The 19,517-nt window shown below is 49.5% G+C and carries 14 protein-coding genes; 8 read left to right on the top strand and 6 right to left on the bottom strand.

The window, feature by feature from the left end; all coding sequences use genetic code 11:
• Positions 1–16 precede the first annotated feature (16 nt).
• From BLS44_RS17360 to BLS44_RS17380, 5 genes are all read right to left on the bottom strand, one after another.
• Positions 17–3,298, bottom strand: a complete 3,282-nt coding sequence (locus BLS44_RS17360; RefSeq protein WP_090391488.1) for an efflux RND transporter permease subunit — start codon at positions 3,296–3,298, stop codon at positions 17–19.
• Between the two features lie 118 nt (positions 3,299–3,416).
• On the bottom strand, positions 3,417–4,805 hold the full coding sequence (locus BLS44_RS17365) for a TolC family protein (protein ID WP_090391489.1): 1,389 nt from the start codon (positions 4,803–4,805) through the stop codon (positions 3,417–3,419).
• 102 nt (positions 4,806–4,907) lie between these two features.
• A complete protein-coding gene (locus tag BLS44_RS17370) occupies positions 4,908–6,236 on the bottom strand; it encodes a sensor histidine kinase (protein WP_090391490.1) in 1,329 nt (442 codons plus the stop codon).
• Between the two features lie 3 nt (positions 6,237–6,239).
• Positions 6,240–6,914 carry a response regulator transcription factor gene (locus BLS44_RS17375; RefSeq protein ID WP_090391491.1) on the bottom strand — a complete coding sequence of 225 codons (675 nt, stop codon included), beginning with the start codon at positions 6,912–6,914 and terminating at the stop codon, positions 6,240–6,242.
• Positions 6,915–7,039: 125 nt separating this feature from the next.
• The gene (locus BLS44_RS17380; RefSeq protein WP_090391492.1) at positions 7,040–7,885 is read right to left on the bottom strand and encodes a sugar phosphate isomerase/epimerase family protein; all 846 of its coding nucleotides are present in this window, start codon (positions 7,883–7,885) and stop codon (positions 7,040–7,042) included.
• A 627-nt stretch (positions 7,886–8,512) separates the two neighbouring features.
• Here BLS44_RS17380 and BLS44_RS17385 point away from each other — a divergent pair.
• The 6 genes from BLS44_RS17385 to BLS44_RS17410 all read left to right on the top strand — a co-directional run bounded on the left by BLS44_RS17385 (position 8,513) and on the right by BLS44_RS17410 (position 16,514).
• Positions 8,513–9,088 (top strand): IS1096 element passenger TnpR family protein, encoded by a 576-nt coding sequence (locus BLS44_RS17385; protein WP_090391493.1) that lies wholly within the window; start codon positions 8,513–8,515, stop codon positions 9,086–9,088.
• Between the two features lie 93 nt (positions 9,089–9,181).
• Positions 9,182–10,105, top strand: coding sequence for a tRNA (adenosine(37)-N6)-dimethylallyltransferase MiaA (miaA, locus tag BLS44_RS17390; RefSeq protein WP_090391494.1), 924 nt, complete (start codon positions 9,182–9,184; stop codon positions 10,103–10,105).
• Between the two features lie 138 nt (positions 10,106–10,243).
• The gene (locus BLS44_RS17395; protein ID WP_090391495.1) at positions 10,244–10,705 is read left to right on the top strand and encodes a GbsR/MarR family transcriptional regulator; all 462 of its coding nucleotides are present in this window, start codon (positions 10,244–10,246) and stop codon (positions 10,703–10,705) included.
• Positions 10,706–10,723: 18 nt separating this feature from the next.
• A complete protein-coding gene (locus BLS44_RS17400; protein ID WP_090391496.1) occupies positions 10,724–11,920 on the top strand; it encodes an efflux RND transporter periplasmic adaptor subunit in 1,197 nt (398 codons plus the stop codon).
• A gap of 3 nt (positions 11,921–11,923) precedes the next feature.
• Positions 11,924–15,073, top strand: coding sequence for an efflux RND transporter permease subunit (locus tag BLS44_RS17405; protein ID WP_090391497.1), 3,150 nt, complete (start codon positions 11,924–11,926; stop codon positions 15,071–15,073).
• A 16-nt stretch (positions 15,074–15,089) separates the two neighbouring features.
• On the top strand, positions 15,090–16,514 hold the full coding sequence (locus tag BLS44_RS17410; RefSeq protein WP_090391498.1) for an efflux transporter outer membrane subunit: 1,425 nt from the start codon (positions 15,090–15,092) through the stop codon (positions 16,512–16,514).
• A 269-nt stretch (positions 16,515–16,783) separates the two neighbouring features.
• Here BLS44_RS17410 and BLS44_RS17415 read toward each other — a convergent pair whose 3' ends face one another.
• Positions 16,784–17,635 (bottom strand): RDD family protein, encoded by an 852-nt coding sequence (locus tag BLS44_RS17415; RefSeq protein ID WP_090391499.1) that lies wholly within the window; start codon positions 17,633–17,635, stop codon positions 16,784–16,786.
• 106 nt (positions 17,636–17,741) lie between these two features.
• Here BLS44_RS17415 and BLS44_RS17420 point away from each other — a divergent pair, with 106 nt between their 5' ends.
• Positions 17,742–18,719 (top strand): stage II sporulation protein M, encoded by a 978-nt coding sequence (locus BLS44_RS17420; RefSeq protein ID WP_090391500.1) that lies wholly within the window; start codon positions 17,742–17,744, stop codon positions 18,717–18,719.
• Positions 18,712–19,506: a hypothetical protein gene (locus tag BLS44_RS17425; RefSeq protein ID WP_090391501.1), complete on the top strand. Its 795-nt coding sequence runs from the start codon at positions 18,712–18,714 to the stop codon at positions 19,504–19,506. Before BLS44_RS17420 ends, BLS44_RS17425 begins: the two co-directional genes overlap by 8 nt.
• The last annotated feature ends 11 nt before the right edge of the window (positions 19,507–19,517 follow it).

Here is a 19,517-nt window from a genome sequence, read left to right on the forward strand (position 1 = left end):
TAAAATAAAATGCGTTTTAATGGTGATGCAAATTCGGAATGTAATGAACGCTTTCTGCGTCTTCCGGATCCAGGGATACGCTCTCTGTTGTTGCCTTGCCCCTTCCCCAGGCAAACGCCAGCGGAAGGATAAAGAGGGCGGCAAAAGTAGAAGCGATCAGTCCGCCGATAACAGCCCGGCCCAGTGGGGACGACTGATCACCGGCCTCTCCCAATCCCGATGCCATGGGGATCATGCCCACTACCATTGCCAAAGCGGTCATCAGGATAGGACGTAACCGGAGCGCCGCCGCTTCTCTCGCCGACTTCACCGCATCCCCGTTATGCTTCCGGATCTGTTCCGCATTGGTGATTAAAAGTACCGCATTGGAAATAGATACGCCTACCGACATGATCATTCCCATATACGACTGCAGGTTGAGCGTGGAACCGCAAAGCATCAGCAAAGCCATGGAGCCGAACAACACTGCCGGTACAGTGGCCAGTACAATCAGCGAAACTTTGAACGACTGGAAATTAGCCGCCAGCATCAGGAAGATCACTACAATGGCAACGATCAGTCCCCCCTGTAAACTATCCAGTGTATCGGTAAGGGTTTCGCTCAGCCCGATCAGGTTTACATTCAGACCCCGCGGAAGCTTACCCAGCCCGTCTATGGCTTGTTGTACGTCTTTGGCTGCGGCACCCAGGTCCTTGTTGCTCAGGTTGGCCGTTACCGTCAGCATGGGTACCGAGCCCAGGTTATCCGCCTCGCCATAAGTAATACCCGGCTCTATGGTTGCTACATCGCTCAATAGGGGCCGGGCATTGTTGGCCGTCAGCGGTATTTCACCAATAGCATTCAGACTGGTCATTTCATTTTCCGGGATCTGTACCTGCACACTGTAGGGCAGGTTTGATTTGGGATCTACCCACATATTCTTTTCCGTTAAACGGGAAGAGGAAGTGGAAGCAATCAGTGAGCGGGAGATGGAGCTCATATCCGTACCCAGCTGCGCAGCCCGCAGCCGGTCGATATTAATGTTCAGCGACGGATAGCGGATCGATTGCCCCAGCTGCACATCTCTTAAATAGGATAGCTTCTTCAGCCGCTCCACCATCATCAATGCATACTTTTCATTCAGTTTTTTATCCCTCCCGGAAAAACGCACTTCCACGGGCGTAGGCGATCCCTGGCTCAGGATCTTATCGGTTAGCTCAATGGGTTCAAACGACAACTTCATTTCGGGAGCGATCTCAAGGGCACGCCTGCGGATCTTATCTTTCAACTCATCCAGGTTTACCTTGTAATCTTCTTTCAATGCCACCTGCAATACGGCTTCATGCGGACCGGCCATCCAAAGAAAGATGGGCGCCGTTGAAAACAACTGCGGATGCACGCCCACGAACGAAGAAGTAATGGAGATATTCTTTTTCCCAACGATCTCGTTCACAGCATTGATCAGGTCCAGGGTTTTAAGCTCCGTGCGCTCGATCCGGGTACCGTCCGGTTCCCGCAGGCGTACCTGGAACTGTTTGCCATTGACCTTGGGTAAAACATCCCTTCCGATCTGCTTCAGGAATAATAAAGCCATCAGCCCGATAACAAGTACATAAAGTGATACGATCCATTTCCGGTAGGGCATCATCCGGTCAATGAACCGCATATAGCGCATCCGGAACTTTTCGAACCGGGTTATTTTTCCATCCCGGTTGCTGTCTGCATTTTTCAGCAGGATCTCTTTTTGCGACCAGGTGTCCTCTTCCGCGTCTGCAATAGCGGCACTTTCGTAGACCTCCTGCTCACTCAGTTCTTTCCCGTCCCTGTCTTTTTTGTGCTTGATCTTCATGATCCAGTTGGCCATTACCGGAACAAAGGTCTGCGCCAGGAAATAGGACGCGATCATGCTAAAGCCGATGGCCAGGGCCAGGGGCAGGAAGAGGGAACCGGGGATCCCTCCCATCGTAAAAGCAGGGGCAAACACCGCAAGGATACAGAACAGGATCAGCAGTTTGGGGAAAGCTATTTCCTTACACGCATCCCAGATGGCGAGGGCCTTGGGCTTGCCCATATCCAGGTGCTGGTGAATGTTCTCGATCGTCACCGTGCTTTCATCTACCAGGATGCCGATGGCCAGGGCCAGCCCGCTCAGCGTCATAATATTGATGGTCTGCCCGAACAGGCTTAAAAAAAGCACTCCTGTTATAATAGAAACAGGTATGGTCAGGATCACAATAAGCGCCCCCCTCAGATCACCGAGGAACAGCATCACCATCAGGCCGGTCAATACCGCTCCGATCACTCCTTCACTCAGCAAACTCTTAACCGAGTTCATGACATAGGTAGACTGGTCAAACTCGTAGCTCAGTTTTACATCCTCCGGCAATTGCGACTGGATCCGCGGCAGTGCTTTTTTCAGATTCTGAACCACCTCCCAGGTAGAAGCATCCGCAGCTTTGGCAATATCGACATATACGGAGCGCTTTCCATTGATCAGCGCATAACTGGTACTAACGTCTGCACCATCTTCCACGGTGGCCACATCCCTCAAATACAGGTTAGCCGCACCCGTACCGTTGGTGAACAGCGGGATATTCTCAAAATCACTAACCTGCTTTAATGTAGTATTGGCAGGCGTTACATAGTTTTTATCATGAATGCGTACATTCCCCGCCGGCGCAGAAAGGTTATTGACCCGGAGGGCCGCCACCAGCTGATCAGCCGTCATATTATGCACCCGCAGCAGTTCCGGGTTAGCCTTGATCACCACCGTACGTACGTTGCCTCCAAAAGGAGTGGACCCTACCAACCCGGGGATGGATGTAAAGGAAGAACGTACATACACATTGGCAAGATCCAGCAATTCATTATTGCTGCGCTTATCACTGCTCAGTACCAGCTGCCCTACAGGTAATGTGGATACATCAAAACGGATGATAAACGGAGGGTTGGACCCCTGCGGAAAAATGGCCTGGATCCGGTTGGAGAAAGCACTCACCTCTGCCGCAGCCTGCGCCATATTGGTACCGGGGTAAAAATTGATCTTGATGAGGGTAAGGCTCTGGATATTTTTCGTTTCAATACTCTTTACCCCATTCACATAAAGCAGGATGTTGATGTACTGTTTTCCGAAATAGGCCTCCATCTGCTGTGCCGTATAGCCCCCAAAGGGATGCGACAGGTAGATCACGGGCAGGTCCAGTTTGGGGAAAATATCCACCTTTATAGTATTCACCGCCTTAATGCCAAAAAAGAAAAGTGCCGCTACCATTACCAGGATGGTAATGGGCTTTCTTAACGCAAAACGTATCAAATTCATTTGTTCGCTCTTATTTTTAAACAATGGTTCCTGATCCGGATGTTGTCAAACCTGAAATGGCAGATGCGCTGATCCTCCTGTTATTCTTTTCACATCCCCTTTTTCCACTTCTCATATACTACTGTAACTGCTCTTCAAATAATTCAAAATCGCCCATGGCCGCGGCTTTCAGTAAAAGCGCCTGCCACAGGTTATTACCGGCAATATCCCGGTCAGTCTCCGCCCGAGTAAGCGTATAGCCCGCCTGTATCACATCCACCATATTGGTGAGTCCGTTTTTGTACAGCACCGATTTCTGGAGATAGGCATCGCCGGCCGCCTTCACCTGCACCGGCGCTTCTTTATAATTAGACAGCGCATTGCTCATTTTATTGTCTGCAGTACGCAGTTGCGTTCTTAGCTGCAACGCTGCGGCATTATATTCTTCCTGTAAGGCCTGGCTGATCATCCGCTGGGCGCTTACCTGCCTGGACAAACGCACCGGTTGTATAATGTTCCAGGTAACGCCCACTCCTACCAGGTAGTTCGAACGGTTCGGGTTAATCCCTTTCCAGAAGTCCGATGAATAGTGGGTTTGATCGGCGACATAGTCATTCTCAAACCCCGAGGCCCTGGATTGCCACACACCCACCAGTGAAAATGCCGGGTAGTATTGCGTTTTGAGATAATGTGCCTGCTGATCGCTGACGGCAATACGGCTTTTATAATATTCCAGTACCGGGTGCGCCCCGCCCCGGACAGCGGTATCCAGGTAACTGCCGGGCACCTGTGCAACAAATACCGTATCTACTGTAAAAGCAGCGTCTTCCGATCCGATCAGTTGTGCCAGGATATTTTTCTGTTCCTGCTCTTTATCCAACGCATTGGTAAGCAGGATCTGCGCGCTGGAGTACTCTGCATTGGCCAGCGAAGAATCCACACCCGCTACCAGGCCGTTCTTTACGCGGGCTATTACAAAACGACGGATAGAGTCTGCCCGGCCCCGGTTCTTCTCGTAGGACCGGGTAATCTGGTGGCTGGCTACCAGGGTAAGATAAGCGGCAGCCACTTTTATTTTCTGCTCAAAAAGTTCCTGGGCCAGGTCCTTTAGATCGCGCTGCCACACCTGCGTTGCAGCCTTTACCTTCTCCCTGTATTTTCCAAACGCAAAGAACTCCCAGTTTACATTGGTCAGATACAAGGCGCCAAAAGCAGCGTTCCAGTTCTGCCCGGCAAGCGCCGGCCCGGAAGAAGCCGCAGCCAGGCCACCAAAGCCGTAAAGGGGGCCATTGGTGCCATTGATGGTGCCATAGTCCTGCTGCACCCCCAGGTTGATATTGGGCAGCTGCTCTTTTTGCGCAGCAGCTACCCGCTGCTCCGATGCCTTTGCATATGCGGCCTTGGCCTTTAGCACCGGATAGTTCGCTGTTGCCATACGGATCGCCTCTTTCAATGAAAGCTGCGACTGGGCAGCTGCTGTTACTGAGAAAATGACAACAACCTGCACCAGAAGGAATTTTCTATACATTGTTCTATTACGATTTGGAAAGTACAATACGCAAATCAACCGAATCTTTCTGAAGCAATTTTGAAGCAAAAAACAAAAAGGCAACAGCGTATCAAACACCCGTCAGGCCTCTGCAAAAACAACCCGCTGAAAGCTGGAATTGGAGGGGATCATATCCAACTCCGATAAATAACTTTCATTAAAATACACGCAGAAAATATGCCGGTGCTCCACATACGCATACGAAACCCTGAAGTTGCATACTTCACAGATCTGTTTTACAATAGCCAGCCCCAGCCCTACGCCTTCATTTTTCTGACTGCCTTTTTTAAACCGCCGGAACAGGTCTTTATGTGGAATGGTTACAGGCGCGCCGGTGTTACTGATCCGGAAATAATCGGCAGTCAGCTCTACATGGATCAGCCCGTTCTCTTCGTTGTAGCGGATCGCATTGCGCATCAGGTTGGCCACCAGGATATCAGCCAGTACAGGGTGTATGGATATGAAGATCTGGCTGCCGGTATTATGGGTAACGGTTATATTTTTAAGATCAGCCCAGTAGGCATAGGTCTCTATCACATTTTTGGCAATGCGGCAGAATTTTATTTTTTCCCGGGTATTGAACTCCTGGTTCTCCAGCCGCGCCAGCAATACCAGCGACTTTGTAATATTGGACAGCTTGCTGATCTCCGTCTGCATATGCTCTATCAGGCCCGCCTGCTGGCTGTCCAGGGAAGTTTGGGTCAGCAATTCCGTTTTGGTCCGGAGCACCGCCAGCGGGGTCTGCAGTTCATGCGATGCATTTTCGCTAAACTCCCGGGCTGTTGCATATTCTTCCATCGCCTTATTGGTCATCGTCTCAATAAAACAGTTCAGCTCATTGAACTCCCTGGTAGAAGACCGCTTCAGCTGTAGCGTTTGTTTCTGCCGGATATTAAAATGCCGGATCGCTTCCATCGTGTTTTTAAAGGGCCTGAAGAGGATCCGGGAGAGGATCCTTGCAGATATGAGAACGGCAATGCTCACCAGCAGCATCTTCCAGAGCAGGGTAATGAACATGCTGCTGAAAAACTCGTTGGGGTTGATAAAATAATTATGGGAAGTAACTTTATAAACGATCCCGTTTAACGGGTAATAGCTGGCTACAAAGAGCGCCAGCTCCTGCTCACGCATTCCCTCTACTTTGCCCGGGCGTTTGATCACCTGCGGGTTGGTGGCCGGAACCGGTCCCCGAACGGTAGCGATCTCTATTTCCCGGTCCCTGATAAAATCATCTACCGGGCGACCTTCCTGTAACAGGCTCGCAACGCGGTCGTTTACCGATAGCAGGCGCCTTACTTCAAACTCGATCATCTTACGTTTGATGCCGGCATGTGAGATGGCCATGGTAACAGGGGTAATGACCAGGATGATGCAGAGGAACCAAAGCGATATCTTATTGATCAGTTTCATCTGTCAGAGTTTAAACCGGTAGCCCAAACCGTACACTGTTTCGATATAATCATTGCCGCCGGCTGCCGCGATCTTTTTGCGGAGATTTTTTATATGCTGGTAAATAAAATCAAAATTGGCAAGGTTATCCGTATAATCGCCCCATAAATGAGTGGCAATAGCCTGGCGGGACAGCACCCGGTCCTTGTTAACGATAAAATATAAAAGGAGGTCAAACTCCTTGGGAGTAATGTCCAGTAATACGGCATGCACCCTGGCCTCAATGGTATTGGTATTTAGCTCAATTTCATTGGCCGTAATAATATGGCTGCCCTGCAAACTGTTCCTGCGGTACATAGCACGCAGCCGGGCATGCAATTCCGGCAGGTGAAAGGGTTTGGTAATATAATCATCCGCACCACCTTCAAGCCCTTTTATTTTATCATCCAGCGCATCACGGGCAGAGATGATCAATATATTGGCGATGATCTTTTCTGTTTTGATAAACCGGAGGAGCTCCAGGCCATCCCCATCCGGAAGCATCATATCCAGTAAAACAAAGTCGTAAGTAAACAGGGATAATTTTTCCCTTGCGTCATCTACGCCAAAGGCGCATGTACAAATAAAATGCTCTGCCTCCAGGTAATCCCTTACGCTGGCCGACAAAGCACTATTATCTTCGACAATTAAAATTTTCATCCCCTGCAAAATTAGGCAGGAGTTTTGAAGAAATTCTGAAGCCGCCGGGAGGGGGTCAGGCTTCAGCAATCAGCGCCGGCGGTCAGTGATAGTGATGCTGATAACCGGTAGTTAACGGCTGATAGCTACTTCTTCCTCGTGGCAACGATCATTGCCCGGAAATATCCAACAGATTCCGCAATCCCCATAAACGGATTATCCATATTGCGTTCATGTTCCAGGCTTACCACTCCGCTATAACCCACTTTACGCAGCATTTTTACAAAAGCAGGAAAGTCGATGATCCCCCGGCCCACTTCTACGGAATAACCCAGTTTGGTGGGTCCTGTAACATCCTTCAGGTGGATATCGAACACTCTTGTATGATATTTTTTCAGATCGGCCACCGCATCTTTTCCGTTACGGGTATCGTGCCCGATATCCAGGCACATCCCGATGCGGGGATCCAGGTTCTTAACATGGTTCCAAACATCCTCGGCATCCGGGTAAAGGGGCATGTCGGGTCCGTGCAGGTGAATAGCATATTTCATATCATACTCCTTTACCTTTTTATCAACGTAGGGCAGCAGGTCATAATTGGGAACGCCCACAATCAGTTTTACACCTACCCTTTTGGCATATTCAAAAGCACGGTCAATTTCAGCCTCACTTTTCATATAAATAGGCCCCACGCCATAACCGGTTACGCCCTTAGCTTTCAGTTTTTGATGAAAAGCTGTAATCTGCTCGTCGGTACTGTTCAACGGGAGGTGAAAATCCTTGATACAGAGATAATGTACATCAGCCCGCTGCAGGGTTTGCAGGGCCGTATCCAGGCCAAACCGGGCAAAGGTATAACCGGCCATGCCCAGCTTAAATTTTTCATGCGTATCGGCAGGCGGCTGCGGATCGGGACGTTTCGGGCCTCCCTGGGCCATTGTTACTACACTTAACTCAACTACCAGCAGTAAGAGCAAACAGATTCGTTTCATATTCAAGTTCAACTTATGTTTAATACATTGGAAAAGACACCCTAAAAGTATTAAATGTTTAACTGCCCGGGTAAAAGTCGGCCGATATTTTTAATACAACGTTTTCGCTCCTGACGCTCCATTCCCCGGGGAACGGCCGTTTTTAACAGCAGATCTCAACAAAACGGGATTTCCGGCCGCCTTTTTATTGCCGGGTTCTTTCCTCCTGCAGCCCATTCCGGCTATCATTTCCCTTTGTTCACAGCTTCCGGGGGGCCGTTGGGCGAAGCTTGACCAGGATCAATACTCCTGTTTTGCTTTGGCCCGGTTCTTGAAAATGTTATCCTACAAACTATAAATTATGATCAATCTGTTAACCATATTCGGGGCATTCCTGTTCCTGTACAGCATCGGGATATTTGCCGCCATTAAGGTAAAAAAATAATGCCAGGCCCGGCAAAACAGCTACATAAACGCTGACACCCGGAACGCTCCGGCGCCGTTATGGAACGCTGGTATTCAGCGTTTCTTCAACCTGCAGGCCAGGAAATACACAAACGCGCAAGCCCGGTGCCTCAGCGCCTCAGCAGCAGGCCGTCACCAACAGATCACTCACCACTATTACCAGATTCTTTGTACCTTCGAATTATGGCTATTTTAAAATTCAGGGTATACTTTGAAGAAGATGACAGTATCTACCGGGATATTGCGGTGCTGCATACCCAAACTTTTTTTGACCTGCACGGAACGATCCTCAAAGCATTCGATTTTGATAATAAACATCAGGCAACTTTTTTCCGGAGCAACGACCAGTGGCAAAGGGGACGGGAAATAACGCTGGACCAGTACCCGGACAGGAGCTATAAAGTAGCACCCTTACTGATGCGGACAACAACGATCGGTTCGGAAATAAAGAACACCAACCAGCGCTTCACTTATAGTTATGATTTTCAAAAACACTGGGACTTCCTGATCGAACTGATCAACGTGTCAAAAGAGGGAAATGCCCTTACAGAATATCCCAGGGTTACCCGTACGGAGGGGATCAGTCCCAAGCAATACGGCACCAAAGGGCTGTTGGGCGAAAAATTTGCCGATATTGAAGAAAAATATGACCTTACCCGCTCGGCAGAAGGATTTGGCGAAAAAGGTGCAGACGGCGAAGATGTGGGTATCGACGAAGGTGAAGGTGGGGAAGACTATAACGACGGACTGGAAGATTAGCAGCTCCGCGAAAAAACCCGCCTTGATAACCGATGCCTGGTAATCCCCGGAAGGAACCTTATTCACTATTCCCTATTCACGGTCCATTCGCAAATGCCGCTTTATAAAAACCTACTCATTGTTATTGCGGGCCCTACGGCCGTTGGCAAAACTGCGGTGGCTGTTGAGGTAGCGCAGCAGCTGCATACAGTGATCCTCTCCGCCGACAGCCGTCAGTGCTTCAAAGAGTTATCCATCGGCGTAGCCCGTCCCTCGCCGGCAGAACTGGCCGCTGTTCCCCATTACTTTATTGCCTCCCATAGCGTTCGGGAAGAAATGAGCGCTGCCATTTATGAAGCCTATGCACTGCAATTATTAGAGGACCTGTTCCGGCAGTACCCGGTGGTGGTGCTTACCGGTGGAACAGGTCTTTATATAAAGGCGCTCCTGAACGGGCTGGACCCCGTTCCCCCGGTTCCGGATACCGTCCGCCGGGAGATCATCGAAACCTATAACAGCCGGGGCATCGGCTGGCTGCAGGAAGAACTGAACCGGAGGGACCCTCTTTTTGCTGCCCGGGGCGAAATGCGCAATCCGCAGCGGATGATGCGGGCCCTGGAAGTGATCACCGCCACCGGGAAGTCTATTTTGGAATTTCAGTCAAACAACAAGACCCGGCGATCCTTCGATACCCTCTGCATCGGGCTGGAGTTACCCCGCCCCCTGCTTTATGAACGTATTGATCAGCGGGTAGAAGCGATGATGGACGCCGGGCTGGAAACTGAGGTAAGAAACCTGCTGCCCCTGCGCCATCTGAACGCCTTGCAAACGGTCGGGTACCAGGAATTATTCCGGTATTTCGATGGCGACCTTACCCGGGAAGCAGCCATAGCCCTCATTCAGCAAAACACCCGGCACTATGCAAAAAGACAACTCACCTGGTTTAAAAAACAACCGGGGTTCCATTGGTTTGAAGCCACCGCTTACCCAACTATTTTACCGTTTATAAAATCCCGGCTGGAAGGAATAGAAAAATAGCATCTCATTTTCAAACTTTTATGTGGGCTTATTGTTAAAACCCCTTTCACGGAAAAATGAGATTTAAAAAATTTTTAATACCTGTTTGTTCGTATTTTACCGAACTAACCGTAAGTTTGCAGTCCGATTTTTAAAATCATGGTAGCAACAAAAAAAGAATTATATCAGGACATGGTAGCATTTTACGGGAACCTTTACGGGCTGCCCCCGCTGAATGCCAAAATCTACGTATATATGATGATCGATCTGAAAACAGACGGGTATACGTTTGACGAGCTGCTGGAAAAATTCAATGTCAGCAAGAGCTCATTGTCCAACAGCCTGCAAATGCTGGTGCAGAACAAGTACGTGGAATATATTACACCAATAGATTCACGCAAACGGTATTATCGTATCAACCCGAAGTTTATGGGCATCCGGTTTGGGAATATCCTCGACAAACTGGTACGGGAAAAAGAGCTTATGCAGCGGATGGTCCAGTGCAACAAACAGGTAAAAGCGCCAAACGAACAGGTGATCAAAGGAATCCATCAATACATCGGCATTTTAGACAAGCATATAAAAACAGTAGAAAATACCGTAAAAAGTTTACACCAATAACCCGAAATCAGGACATATATGAATACAAAGATCAGTATGGTAACAGGCAGCATCCTCTTAGTGCTTTTGGCTGCCTGCGGAGGAAAACAACAAGCCCCCAACCCCAATGCCGCAAGGCCTTACCCGGTAATCACCGTGCCGGTAAAGACGGTAACCGGCTACAGCGCCCACCCTGCAAGCATCCAGGGGCGCAATAACAACGATGTGCGGGCAAAAATATCAGGATATATCAAAGAAGTACTGGTAGATGAAGGACAGGTGGTCCGCAGAGGGCAGGTGCTGTTTCGTTTGGAGACCAATACACTTTCGCAAACTGCAGACGCAGCCCGGAGTGGTGTAGGTGCCGCGGAAGCCGGTATCAGTGCTGCAGAGGCCAATGTAAATGCAGCCCAGGTAGAAGTGAATAAACTGACCCCGCTGGTGGAGAAGAATATCATCAGCAATGTGCAGCTGGAAACGGCAAAGGCCAGTCTCCGTTCTGCGGAGAGCCAGCTGCAGCAGGCCAGGGCCAACCGGGGCCAGGCCCAGGCCAATTACCGGAGCGCTGTAGCCAATGTGGATTACTCCATTATCCGCAGCCCCATCGATGGTATTGTGGGAAAACTGCCCCTCCGGGTGGGTAGCCTGGTTGGTCCTACAGACCCGACCCCGCTTACCACCGTTTCGGATGTAAGTGAGATCTATGCTTATTTTTCCATGAATGAAAAGGAATACCTCAACTTCCTGGAACAGACACCGGGTCTTACCGTTGCTGAAAAACTAAACAATATTCCGCCTGTTTCACTGGAACTGGCCAACGGCTCCGAATACGGACAAAAAGGAAAGGTAAAAGCCGTTACCGGCCAGATCGATCCCGGCACCGGAACCATCCTGTTCCGCGTATCCTTCCCCAACCAGGGAAGATTGCTGGCAAACGGGAACAGCGGTACTATTAAAATTCCTAAAACATATACGGATGTACTGGCCGTTCCGGAAGCTGCAACTTTTGAACAGCAGGGGATCATTTATGTATATAAAGTGGCAAAGGACACCGTAAGCTCTGTAACAGTGGGCGTTCTGGACCGCATCGGCAATATGGCCCTGCTGGGTGGAGGCGTTACCAAGGGAGATACCATTATTGCCGCCGGTGTGGGCGGATTGCGGAACGGCGCTGCCGTAATTCCGCGCACCGCAGATTTTGACAGTATTACTAAAGCCATTAAACCTGTTTTTTAACACATGATTAAAACATTTATCAACCGACCGATCCTGTCCACGGTTATTTCCGTAATACTCGTATTACTCGGAATCCTGGGAGTAATTTCCCTGCCCGTAACACAGTATCCAGATATTGCCCCACCTACGGTGAACGTAAGGGCTACCTATACCGGTGCCAACGCGGAAACCGTACAAAAAAGTGTGATCATCCCCATTGAAGAGCAGGTAAATGGTGTGGAAGGGATGGATTACATCACTTCTACCGCGGGCAATGACGGAAGTGCCACTATTAACGTATTCTTTAAACAGGGTATTGATCCGGATATTGCGGCGGTAAACGTGCAGAACCGGGTGGCCCGCGCTACACCGTTGCTGCCGTCCGAAGTAACCCGCGCCGGGGTGGTAACACAAAAGCAGCAGACCAGCGCCCTGATGTTCCTGACTTTTTATACAACCAATAAGGAGCTCAACGACGTATTCCTGCAGAACTATCTCGATATTAATGTGATCCCAGGCATCAAACGGATCTACGGGGTGGGTGATGCCACCGTATTTGGTGGAAAGTCCTATTCCATGCGCATCTGGCTGGATCCGCAAAAGCTGGCAGCCTATGGGGTACAACCCAGTGATGTAACCGCTGCCATCAACAGCCAGAGCCTGGAGGCTGCCGCCGGATCTGTTGGACAGAACAGTGGTAGTGCTTTTGAGTATGTGATCAAATACAAAGGGAAGTTCAATGAAAAAGAACAATACGATGACATCATTATCAAATCGCTGGGGCAAGGTGCATTTTTACGCCTGAAAGATGTGGCAACCGTAAAACTGGATGCCTTGTCCTATGCCGGTGTGGGCGAAAGCTCCGGCAATCCGGGTATCAGCATGGGGATCTTCCAGACCCCCGGATCCAATGCCCAGCAGATCATTGTCGACATCAAAAAATACCTGGCGGAAACCGCAAAGACATTGCCGCAGGGAATCAGCTATGTGATCAACTATGACACCAACGAATTCCTGGAAGCGTCCATCGACAAGGTGATCCACACCCTGGTAGAAGCCTTTATCCTGGTATTTATCGTGGTGTATATCTTCCTCCAGGATTTCCGCTCTACCCTTATTCCGGCCATTGCCGTACCGGTATCGATTGTGGGTACTTTTTTCTTCCTCAACCTTATGGGTTTTTCCTTAAACCTCCTTACCCTGTTTGCCCTCGTGCTGGCGATCGGGATCGTGGTGGATGATGCCATCGTGGTGGTGGAAGCCGTTCACGCCAAAATGGACCATGGGGAGCGGGATCCCAAAAAAGCCACCCTCGACGCGATGCATGAGATCACTGGCGCCATCATTTCCATTACGCTGGTAATGGCGGCAGTGTTCATCCCGGTTACCTTTATCAGTGGGCCCACCGGTGTGTTCTACAAACAGTTTGGTATTACGCTGATCGTAGCCATCCTCATCTCCGCAGTAAACGCGCTTTCGCTCAGCCCAGCGCTCTGCGCCCTCATCCTGCGCGCCCATCCGGAAGGCCATGAGCATAAGAAGCAAAATTTCCTTCAACGCTTCTTTTCCGGCTTCAATGCCGCCTTTACAGCCATGACCACCCGTTACGGCAAAGCATTTATCTTCCTGATCCGGCATAAATGGGTTACGCTCATTATCCTGGTGGCATCCATGGGACTGATTTTTTTCATCAGCAAAAAAACGCCCACCGGGTTTGTACCTTCCGAAGACCGGGGTATCATATTTGCCAATGTGGAGCTGCCACCCAGCGCCACTATGGACCGTACCTACCAGGCCATGAAAGAGTTAACGGCCAAAGCTTCCAAAATACCCGGCATTATGGGCGTTACATTCAGTACCGGGCGCAGCCTGATCTCCGGATCGGGAAGCAACTATGGCCTGGCTTTTATCAAACTGGCGCCGTTCAAAGACCGGAACTCCACCAATGGACAGAGTGTGGATGACATCACCAAAAAATTATTTGGTGTAGGCGCTACCATACCGGACTCAAGGATGATCTTCTTTAGCCCGCCCAGTGTACCGGGCTTTGGTAACAGCGCCGGCTTCCAGCTTTCGCTGCTCAATAAAGGCGGCCAGTCCATCGCCGAACTTGATGGTACCGCTCAGCGTTTTATCGGGGAGCTGATGAAACGGCCGGAGATCCAGTTTGCGCAAACTTCGTTTAACACCAAATACCCGCAGTATGAAATGGTAATCAATGTGCCCAAGGCCAGCGAAGCCGGCGTGTCCGTAAGCAGTCTGCTTTCTACTATGCAGGGATATATTGGCGGTGTCTATGCAGCCGACTTTACCAAGTATGGCAAGCAATACCGTGTAATGGTACAGGCCCTGCCCGAAGCAAGAACAGATGCCAACAGCCTGAACGCTTTCTTTATAAAGACCGGAAGCGGCCAGATGGCTCCTGTTTCGCAGTTTGTGACCCTGGAGCGGGTTTATGGGCCCCAGTCCGTTACCCGTTTCAACCTGTTTTCCTCCGCCGATCTTACCGGCGCCACCAATCCAGGCTACAGTACAGGTGATGCCATTAAAGCAGTACAGGAAGTAGCGCAAACAACACTATCCACCAGCTATGGTATCGATTACTCCGGTTTAACAAGGGAGGAGATCAATGCCGGTTCGCAAACGCTGGTCATCTTTGCATTGAGCCTGATATTCGTTTACTTTATTCTTAGCGCACAGTACGAAAGTTATATCATTCCCCTTTCCGTGGTTATTTCCTTGCCCATGGGGGTAATGGGCGCTTACCTGGGGCAATGGCTGTTTGGACTGGAAAACAATATTTACTTCCAGATCGCGCTGATCATGCTGGTAGGGCTCCTCGCCAAAAATGCGATCCTTATTGTGGAATTTGCAGTACAACGCCGCCATAAAGGCGAAAGCATACCCATGGCCGCCATCAATGCTGCCAAAGCCCGTTTGCGACCGATCCTGATGACCTCCTTTGCCTTTATAGCAGGCATGATGCCCCTGGTGTATGCAACGGGTATCGGGGCTATCGGGAACCGCTCCATTGCCACGGGCGCCGCGTCGGGGCTGCTGATCGGTACCATCCTGGGATTGCTGGTGATCCCTGTATTGTTCGTGGTCTTCCAGTGGCTGCAGGAAAAAATACGCCCGGTAAAGATCAATAAGGCAGAAAAACTATCAGAATAACCGTCTAAAAACAGATATGAAATCAACAATCAATAAAACAATATACAGCGTCTTACCCGGTTCCCTGCTGGCAATGATCCTGCTGACAGGATGCTTTGTGGCAAAGCCCTATCAGCGGCCAAAAGACCTGGTGGATGACCGTTACTACCGTACGGACCAGCTTCCGGCCGATAGTACTACCCTGGCTGATGTCTCCTGGAAAGAACTGTTCACGGACGACAAGCTTACCGGGTACATCAATAAAGCACTGGAGCAAAACCTCGACATCCGAACGGCCATCCAGCAAATTGCTGCTGCGGAAGCGTATATGAAACAGGGCAAGGCCAATTTTTTCCCGGCACTTTCAGCGGGTCCGTCGGTTATGTACCAGACCAATTCACTGAACACACAACTGGGACAGCTTTCCGGCGGAAGCCGTCTCCATCTTGTTCAGTATGGCATCAGTGGCAACCTGTCCTGGGAAGCCGATGTGTGGGGAAAAATAAAGAGTAATAAAGAAGCCGCCGTTGCTAATTTTTTAAAATCGCAGGCCGCACACCAGGCGGTAAAATCGGATCTCATCGCCGCCATTGCAGACACCTACTATCAGCTGATGTCGCTTGATGAGCAGAAGAAGATCACCGGGGAAACCATCCTTTACCGCGAACAGAACCTGGAAACGACAAAGGCACTTAAAAATTCCGGAAAGCTGACACAGGTAGCGGTAAAACAAAGCGAGGCCCTGCTGTTAAATTCAAGAAGCATCCTGGTAAGCCTGGATAACAGCATCAAACTGATGGAAAATTATTTTTGTATGCTGCTCAGCATTCCGCCACAGCCTATAGAGCGCAATACCCTGGATCAGCAGCAGATCAATACCGCCCTTGCAGTTGGAGTTCCGGTTCAGCTCCTGGCCAACCGGCCCGATGTAAAAGCAGCAGAGTTCGGATACATGAACGCCTTTCACCTTACCAATGCAGCAAAGGCCGGCTTTTATCCTTCGCTGACCCTTAGTGCCAGCGGCGGATTACAGAGCGTGGACTTTGAACGGTTGTTCAGTGTCAGCTCTCTTTTTGCCACTGCAACAGGGTCATTGCTGCAGCCGGTGTTGAACAAACGCCAGATCCGCACGCAATATGAAGTATCCCAGGCCAACCAACAGATCGCCTACAACAGCTATAAGAAAACCATTTTAAACGCCGCAAAAGAGGTTTCCGACGCGCTGTTCAGCTATGACGCCCAGCTAAAATTGATCAGCTTCAAAAAGCAGGAGTTCCAGGAATATGATTCCGCTACACAATACTCCCAGGAGCTGGTGAACAATGGTATGGGCAACTACCTGGATGTGATCACAGCAATGACCAACAAATTGCAGGCGGAATTAAATTATGTAGATGCCAAATACGGCAAGCTCAGCGCCATTATCCAGTTGTATAAAGCACTGGGAGGCGGTTGGAAATAAGCCGGCAAATAAACGGATGACAGAAGAAACGGGCGGCCTGATGCTGCCCGTTTTTATTGTAACGCCTGGCGATGGGCACCTTTTTACAACAACAGGTTTGCACTGATCATAAAACCCCGCAGCACCCTGGTAACTGCCTGCGTGTTGCACATTTAAAGTTCAATGTCAGATCCGGCTTCCTCCTATATGGATCGTTGACGACCGGCAGGAAGATCGCGGAATTGTAAGCGGCTCCCCGCTTTTACATTTGTTATTGCTCATTCAATATTTCAACTTCCCTCTGAGGTTTTATGGGTCAGTGTATGCTGACTGGTAGAAAGATAGTTATAATCTTCCAGAAGTTTATCCAGGAACTGGTACGGCTCCATATCGGTTTCTATTTTCAGGTAGGTCTTTACCCGCTCGGCGGCCGTTCTTAACCCTTCATAGCGGTGGGTTTTGCCCGCATTATCCAGCAGGTTCTTAATAATGTTCAGATCCCTGTCGGAGATCTGCATCACCTGTGGAAAAACCGGCATATAATCTTCCCTCACTTCCCGGAAGATCGTATCCGACAGATCCTCATGCCGGTTGGTCCGGATCAGGATCGTATGCGCCAGCAGATCACCGATACGCTGCCCCCTTTTGGAAGACGCTACCAGCACAATATCAGTAACCAGGAACCCAAAGCCCAGGATAAACATAAAAAGGGTTTGCGCAGTCGTACCACCACCCATGCTCAGCAACAGGAGCAGAAGGATCACGATCCAGAGATCAGAAACGCGCAGCAGCCACCGGATCAGGAACTGGCTGATGCTGGCCTTGCCTCCATTGCGATTCACCACCCGCAGGCTCATAATCTTTTTTCCAACGCTCTGCCCGTTGGTAGTAACTTCCATAATGATATGGTACAGAAAAACAGGAGCAATCATCAGTAGCTGGACCGCCCACAAATTATGACGCCCATCCTCATCCCAGGTAAACGCATCCCCAAACAACCGGCTGGCCAGCCAGCTGACACTGATCAGGTAGCAGATCTCCACTGCCACATCGATCAGCAGCGAAGCCATGCGCCTTCCGAAGCTGGGCACTTCAAAAGCCACATCAATATTAAAAGAAGTAGGTATACTGATTACCGGCATCAGGCATGTGTTTTACAGGGCAAAATACGTTTAAAATCGCAATTATTTAACCGGCAGAATTGACGTTCTTAAATAAAAATTGTACTTTGGCAAAAAATCAATTTGCTTGAGAGAAGCACTGTTCATCAAGAAAAACAAAGACCGCTGGCTGAAAAACCAACAGGAGCCCCCGGGATCCCCGGATGACCTGGCCCGTTCCTTTACACAGTTGGTGGATGACCTGGCTTATGCCAAAACCTTTTACCCTACCAGTAAAACAACCGGCTACCTCAATAAGCAGGCTTCGGACATGTATCTTAGTATTTACCAGAACCGGAAGGAAGAATCGGGCCGGCTCAGCTATTTCTGGAAATATGAACTGCCGCTCGTCATCAGGAAGCATCATAAAACCATCCTGTTTGCCCTTATCGTATTTGTCACATTCTTTTTACTCGCTTTTTTTATTGCAGCACGGGATCATGAGATCGCCAATAGTTTCTTTGGCGACAACTATGTACAGAAGACGATGGAAAATATTGCAGACGGAAATCCTTTTGGCATTTATGAAACCGGCAACCCGGTGCTAAGCTGGCTGGGGATCATGATCAATAATATAAGAGTGGCCTTCCTGTTCTTTATTTCGGGCATCTTTTGCGGAATACCTACGATGTATAAACTGGCAGAAACCGGTGCCATGGTAGGTGTTTTTGATCAGCTGTTTGCTTCAAAAGGCTTTGGTCTTCAGTTCTGGATGGTCGTTTTTGTACACGGCACACTCGAAATAACCGCCATCATCCTGGCAGGAGCAGCCGGTTTTATTTTAGGAAAAAGTTTCCTGTTCCCCGGCACGAGGAAACGGATGGAAGCATTCCGGGATGGAGCCCGGGATGGTGTAAAGATCATGATCGGTATTTTACCGGCCTTTATTATTGCTGCTTTTTTTGAAGGGCTTTTTACGAGGCTGTACAACAATGTATCCTGGTTTACCACGTTCCTGACCACGGCCTCTGTGCTCTTTGTGATCTGGTACTTTATCATTTATCCCATTCAACTGGCCCGGAAGGACCGTCTCATTATAAAGGAGGGCGTAAAGGGTCATGCATAGCCGTTCAGGTTCCATACTACGCCTGCACTGCAGCATTTGCCTGCTGCTGATTGCCATTGCCGGTTTTGCACAGGTTGAAGATTCAGTTGCAGCACCCGTATCAGATACAGCAATCGTTTATGACAGCGTCGTGGAAACGCGGGAAGCAGGGGCTCATTCATTCAACTCCGTTGAGAGCTTTGAGCAGGAGCGTACCGCAGTTCGTGCGCTACCGGATAGTTTCACCAACGGTCTCCGGAAAGACGGCGATTTCGACTATGTAAAAAACGGCCTCAGGCCGCCATCAGGAGCCGCGGCGACATCTGCCGGCAGCAAAAGCGGGTTCTTCCGCATATTGGCCGGCTTCCTGACCGTACTTCCCTATATCGCCATTGGACTATTCGTTGTGCTGCTGGTATGGTACCTGGCAGCCAACAACTTTATCCTGTTCAGAACCAAAAGCAAGTCAATAGCGGCGCCCACTGTTTTGGAAGAACGCCAGGACATTTTCTCTATAGACTATACCGTATCCATCCGGCAGGCTTTGCAGCAAAAAAATTACCGGCTGGCCATCCGCCTGCAATACCTCGAGCTGCTAAAGATATTGTCCGATAAAGACCTGATCCATTTTGTACCGGACAAAACAAATATTGAATATCTTTTGCAGATGCGTGCCACCCGTTACTATGACGATTTTTTTGCCGCAACACGAAATTATGAATACAGCTGGTACGGGCTATTTGAGATTTCCGAAAACATGTACCAGAAAATCAACAGTACCTTCCAGCAACTCAAACAAAAACTATAGCAATTACCGGT

It is taken from the genome of Niabella drilacis (assembly GCF_900101395.1).
Lineage (GTDB): Bacteria > Bacteroidota > Bacteroidia > Chitinophagales > Chitinophagaceae > Niabella > Niabella drilacis.